Annotated in this window: 1 protein-coding gene; it reads left to right on the forward strand. The window is 32.6% G+C overall.

Features of this window, described 5'->3' with window-relative positions:
• The first annotated feature begins 119 nt into the window (after positions 1-119).
• Positions 120-2,213 (forward strand): AAA family ATPase, encoded by a 2,094-nt coding sequence (locus KGI01_RS13575; protein WP_141275123.1) that lies wholly within the window; start codon positions 120-122, stop codon positions 2,211-2,213.
• Positions 2,214-2,292 lie beyond the last annotated feature (79 nt).

A 2,292-nucleotide genomic window follows, 5' to 3' on the forward strand; every position in this document is an offset into this window, starting at 1 on the left:
TTGTTGTCTTAAGTATTTATTGTTGTCTTAAGTATTTATTGTTGTCTTAAGTATTTATTGTTGTCTTAAGTATTTATTGTTGTCTTAAGTATTTCTAAAATTTCTTAGGGGTGATATGTATGAATAACGGATATTTCAATAATGATTTTGATTCAATTTTCAGAAGAATGTTCCAAGATATGCAAGAATCTATCAATAGTGGTGCTAAAAGATATTATATCAATGGCAAAGAAGTTTCTCCGGAACAATTAGCACAATTACGACAGCAGCAAGGTGGGAATTCTGCTGAGCAAAACGCGCATGCATTTCAACAATCTAATTCTCAAAGACAAAATGATGAAGGTAATTATTTAAATCAAATTGGCCGTAATTTAACACAAGAAGCACGCGATGGTTTATTAGACCCAGTAATTGGTCGTGATAAAGAAATCCAAAAAACTGCTGAAGTCTTAAGTAGACGTACTAAAAACAATCCTATTTTAGTTGGTGAAGCTGGTGTAGGTAAAACAGCTATTGTTGAAGGTTTAGCACAAGCTATAGTTAAAGGCAATGTACCATCATCTATTAAAGATAAAGAAATCATCTCAATAGATATTTCTTCCTTAGAAGCTGGTACACAATATCGTGGTGCTTTTGAAGAAAATATTCAAAAATTAGTTGCAGCGGTTAAAGAAGAGAAAAATATTGTGTTATTCTTTGACGAAATCCATCAAATTATTGGTTCAGGTTCAACTGGCAGTGATTCTGGTAGCAAAGGGCTATCAGATATTATTAAACCTGCATTAAGTCGTGGTGAAATTTCAGTTATTGGTGCAACTACACAAGATGAATATCGGAATAATATTTTAAAAGATGCTGCATTAGCACGTCGTTTTAATGAAGTACTTGTTAATGAACCAAGTGCTGATGACACTTTTAATATTCTAAAGGGTATACGTGAAAAATTTGAAGAACATCACCATGTTGAACTACCAGATGATGTATTAAAAGCTTGTGTAGATTTATCCATTCAATATATTCCTCAACGTTTATTGCCAGATAAAGCTATTGACGTACTAGATATTACTGCAGCTCACTTGTCAGCACAAAGTCCCGCAATAGATAAAGTGGAAATTGAAAAGCGCATTGCACAATTACAAGATGATAAAAGTAAAGCCGTGAGTAATGAAGAATATAAAGAAGCTGACAAAATCCAAAAAGAAATTAAAGAACTAGAAGATAAACTAAAAAATAGCAATGTTGCACATAATACTAAAGCTACTGTAAAAGACGTTTTAGATTCAATTGAACGTTTAACTGGTATCCCTGTATCCCAAATGGATGCAAGTGATATCGAAAGATTGAAAAATATTAATAAGCGTTTAAAAGATAAAATTATTGGTCAAGATAGAGCTGTTGATCTTGTCTCTCGTGCAATTCGTCGTAACCGTGCTGGATTTGATGAGGGCAACCGCCCAATTGGTAGCTTCCTTTTCGTAGGTCCTACAGGTGTAGGTAAAACAGAACTTGCAAAGCAGTTAGCAATTGATTTATTCGGTAATAAAGATGCATTAATTCGCTTAGATATGAGTGAATATAGTGATCAAACTGCTGTATCTAAAATGATTGGAACAACTGCTGGTTATGTAGGTTATGATGATAATTCAAACACATTAACAGAGAAAGTTAGACGTAACCCGTACTCAGTTATCTTATTTGATGAAATTGAAAAAGCGCATCCACAAATCTTAACTTTATTACTACAAGTTATGGATGATGGTAACTTAACAGATGGTCAAGGTAATGTCATTAACTTTAAAAACACAATTATTATTTGTACTTCTAATGCTGGCTTTGGTGATGGAAATGAAGAGTTTGATGATATTATGGATGAAATGAAAAAATACTTCCGCCCTGAATTCCTTAACCGTTTCAATGGTATCGTTAAATTCAATCATTTAGGTAAAGATGCATTAAAAGACATTGTGAACTTATTACTAGAAGATGTTCAAAAAACATTAGATAAAAAAGGAATCACAATGGACGTTACACAAGATGTCAAAGATTGGTTAATTGATAAAGGCTACGACGATCAAATGGGTGCGCGTCCGTTACGTCGTGTTGTTGAACAAGAAGTACGCGACAAAATCACAGATTACTACTTAGATCATACAGACGTAAAACATGTAGATATCGTACTTGAAAATGATGAAGTAATAGTTAAAGGTAAATAAACTGTTACACTAAATAAAGAAATTTATATTAAAAAAGAGTTTGGAATATAAATCAAAAACAGCAATAAGAGAATTTCGG

Origin of the sequence: Kurthia gibsonii (assembly GCF_006539985.1) — a bacterium.
Taxonomy (GTDB): domain Bacteria; phylum Bacillota; class Bacilli; order Bacillales_A; family Planococcaceae; genus Kurthia; species Kurthia gibsonii.